At 72.2% G+C, this 3,356-nt stretch carries 4 protein-coding genes; all 4 read left to right on the forward strand.

The features are described from left to right. Positions 1-119 precede the first annotated feature (119 nt). Positions 120-962: a Pro-rich N-terminal domain-containing protein gene (locus ACFWEP_RS33275; RefSeq protein WP_387375824.1), complete on the forward strand. Its 843-nt coding sequence runs from the start codon at positions 120-122 to the stop codon at positions 960-962. Between the two features lie 85 nt (positions 963-1,047). Then, the gene (locus ACFWEP_RS33280; protein WP_387375826.1) at positions 1,048-2,154 is read left to right on the forward strand and encodes a M24 family metallopeptidase; all 1,107 of its coding nucleotides are present in this window, start codon (positions 1,048-1,050) and stop codon (positions 2,152-2,154) included. A 49-nt stretch (positions 2,155-2,203) separates the two neighbouring features. Further along, on the forward strand, positions 2,204-2,770 hold the full coding sequence (efp, locus tag ACFWEP_RS33285; protein WP_387375828.1) for an elongation factor P: 567 nt from the start codon (positions 2,204-2,206) through the stop codon (positions 2,768-2,770). 2 nt (positions 2,771-2,772) lie between these two features. Beyond that, positions 2,773-3,204: a transcription antitermination factor NusB gene (gene nusB, locus ACFWEP_RS33290; RefSeq protein ID WP_266702312.1), complete on the forward strand. Its 432-nt coding sequence runs from the start codon at positions 2,773-2,775 to the stop codon at positions 3,202-3,204. Positions 3,205-3,356: the final 152 nt, after the last annotated feature.

Below are 3,356 nucleotides of genomic sequence, written 5' to 3' on the forward strand. Positions count from 1 at the left end.
CGGGTGCCCGCGTGCGGGCACCCGGTGCGCCCCCGGGCCGTTCACCCGGTGAAGGCCCGGGGCGGTACGGTAGCCGTCCGACCAGCGCCAGTTGACCGCACGAGACGGAGTGGCACCGGATGCAGCACGCAGTGGGGGCTCCGTTGCCGCCTCCCCACCAGCCCGGACACGGCCCCGTCGGCGGCCCGCACCACGCCCCGCAGCCGGGCAGCCCCGTGCCGCCCCCGATACCCCAGGCGCCCCCGGCACCTCCGGCGCATCCAGTCCATCAGGCCCAGGGATGGGCCGCGCCCGGCCCCGACCAGCAGCCCGCACCACCCTCCCGCGAGGTCACCGGCCACTTCCGGCTGCCGCCGGGCGGCCTCGTGCCGGTGCCCGCGCAGCCCGTCGAACCCGGCACGGGCGCCGCGACCCTCGCCGTCCTCCTGATCGGCCCGGCGGGCGCGGGCAAGACCACCGTCGCCAAACTGTGGGCCGCCCGCCGCCGGGTGCCCACCGCCCACGTCTCCCTGGACGACGTACGCGAGTGGGTACGCTCCGGGTTCGCCGACCCGCAGGCCGGCTGGAACGACCAGTCCGAGGCCCAGTACCGCCTGGCCCGCCGCACCTGCGGCTTCGCCGCCCGCAACTTCCTCGCCAACGGCATCTCCTGCATCCTCGACGACGCGGTCTTCCCCGACCGGCCCGTCATCGGCCTCGGCGGCTGGAAGCGGCACGTCGGGCCCGGTCTGCTCCCCGTGGTCCTGCTGCCCGGCCTGGAGGTGGTCCTGGAGCGCAATGCCGCCCGCACCGGCAACCGCCGCCTCTCCGACGAGGAGGTCGCCCGCATCCACGGCCGGATGGCCGGGTGGTACGGCTCCGGACTGCCGATCATCGACAACTCGACCTACGACGTCGAGACCACGGCCCGGGTCCTGGACGACGTCCTCGCCCGCGCACTGGCCAGCCCGCCCTCCTGGTAGCGGACGTCGGCCCGTGCCGTACCGGCCGTCCCCGGTCGGACAGCGCTGACGGGCGGGGCGGCGGATGCGCTCGTACGCTCGGGGCATGTCAGAGGTGTACGCCGTCCGCCGCGGGCTGGTCCGCGACCGGTGCGCCGCCGTCGGATCGGCCGCCGCCCTGGTCTCCCGCCCCGCCAACGTCCGCTATCTCGCCGGCGGGGCGCCTCCCGGCGCCGTCCTGCTGCTCGGCGCCGGAGAGGACGTCCTGCTCTGCCCCCGCGCCCCGGGCGGCGATCCCGCGCACGGGCGTACGGACGAGTCGCTGCGGGTGTCGGTGCTGGGCAGCGGGCGCGGGGACGCGGCGGTCGCCGCCGCGAGCCTGGCCGCCACGCACGGCACGGAGTGCCTCGCGGTGGAGGAGCACGATCTCACCGTCGCCCGCCACCGGGCCATGACCACCGCCGCCCCCCGGCTCCGCCTCGGGGACCTAGGGACCACCGTGGAGCAGCTGCGGGTGGTGAAGGACGAGGAGGAGATCGCCTGCCTGCGCATCGCGGCGGAGATCACCGACCAGGCGCTGGGCGAGCTCCTCGAATCGATCCTCGTCGGCCGCACCGAACGCCATCTCTCCCTGGAGCTGGAACGCAGGCTGGTCGACCACGGGGCCGAGGGGCCCGCCTTCGCCACTTCCGTGGCCACCGGGCCCAACTCCGGCCAGGGCCGTCACCGGCCCACCGACCGTAGGGTCGAGGAAGGTGATTTCCTCAGCGTCTGCCTCGGCGCGAGCTACCGCGGCTACCGCTGCGAGATCGCCCGCACGTTCGTCATCGGCACCGCCCCGGCGGACTGGCAGATCGAGCTGTACGACCTCGTTTTCGCCGCTCAGCGCGGTGGCCGGGAGGCTCTGCTGCCGGACGCCACCTACCGTGAGGTGGACCACGCGGCCCGTCATCCGCTGGACTCCGCAGGGCACGGCGAGGGGCTCATGCCGCGCACCGGGCACGGGGTCGGACTCGAAATCGACGAGGACCCGCAGTTGGCACCGACAGCCATGGGTAAACTGGACGCTTGCGTGCCGGTCACCGTCGGACCGGGGGTCCACCTCCCGGGCCGGGGCGGTGTCCGGATCGATGACACGCTCGTCGTGCGCCCCGAGGCGGACGGCGGACCCGAGCTACTCACCATTACGACCAAGGAGCTGCTCGCGCTCTAGCGCGCGTTCTTGGCCGTCCACTGCTTTCAGTCCAGGAGATTCCGCAACCGTGGCTTCCACGAACGACCTCAAGAACGGCCTGGTGCTCAAGCTCGACGGAGGCCAGCTCTGGTCCGTCGTCGAGTTCCAGCACGTCAAGCCCGGCAAGGGCCCGGCCTTCGTGCGCACCAAGCTCAAGAACGTGCTCTCCGGCAAGGTCGTCGACAAGACGTTCAACGCCGGCGTGAAGGTCGAAACGGCCACCATCGACCGCCGTGACATGCAGTTCTCGTACATGGACGGCGACTACTTCGTCTTCATGGACATGAGCACGTACGACCAGCTGATGGTCGACCGCAAGTCCGTCGGCGACACCGCCAACTTCCTCATCGAGGGCTTCACCGCCTCGGTCGCGCAGCACGAGGGCGAGGTGCTCTACGTGGAGCTGCCCGCCGCCGTCGAGCTGACCATCCAGCACACCGACCCGGGCGTCCAGGGCGACCGCTCCACCGGCGGCACCAAGCCTGCCACGCTGGAGACCGGTTACGAGATCGGCGTGCCGCTCTTCATCAGCACCGGCGAGAAGATCAAGGTCGACACCCGTACGGGCGACTACCTCGGCCGGGTGAACAGCTAACCGTGGCTGCCCGGAACAAGGCCCGCAAGCGCGCCTTCCAGATCCTCTTCGAGGCCGACCAGCGCGGCGAGTCCGTGCAGACGGTCCTCGCGGACTGGGTCCGGCACTCGCGGACCGACGACCGTCAGCCCCCGGTCGGCGAATTCACGATGGAGCTCGTCGAGGGGTACGCGCGCTACGCGGACCGCATCGACGACCTCATCGTGACGTACGCCGTGGACTGGGAGATCGACCGCATGCCGGTCGTCGACCGCAGCATCCTCCGGCTCGGCGCGTACGAGCTGATCTGGATGGACGAGACGCCGGACGCCGTCGTCATCGACGAGGCGGTCCAGCTCGCCAAGGAGTTCTCCACGGACGACTCCCCGTCCTTCGTGAACGGAATGCTGGCCCGTTTCAAGGACCTCAAGCCGAACCTGCGCCGCGAGCAGTAGCTCGGGGCGCCGAGCGTTCAGCCGACGAAGGCCCGCGGTCATTGCGACCGCGGGCCTTCGGCATGCCCGGAGACCGCCTCTCGTGTGCCCCTGGGGGGCTCACGGGGGTCGTGGGGAGCGCGAGTGTGTCCGGACACGACGCCGGGCCGGCG

The organism is Streptomyces sp. NPDC060198, assembly GCF_042728415.1.
Taxonomy (GTDB): domain Bacteria; phylum Actinomycetota; class Actinomycetes; order Streptomycetales; family Streptomycetaceae; genus Streptomyces.

What these genes read in the sequence shown, in the direction of transcription:
- ACFWEP_RS33275 (WP_387375824.1), top strand. Translation starts at nt 120, where the DNA reads ATGCAGCACGCAGTGGGGGCTCCGTTGCCGCCTCCCCACCAGCCCGGA.
- ACFWEP_RS33280 (WP_387375826.1), top strand. Translation starts at nt 1,048, where the DNA reads ATGTCAGAGGTGTACGCCGTCCGCCGCGGGCTGGTCCGCGACCGGTGC.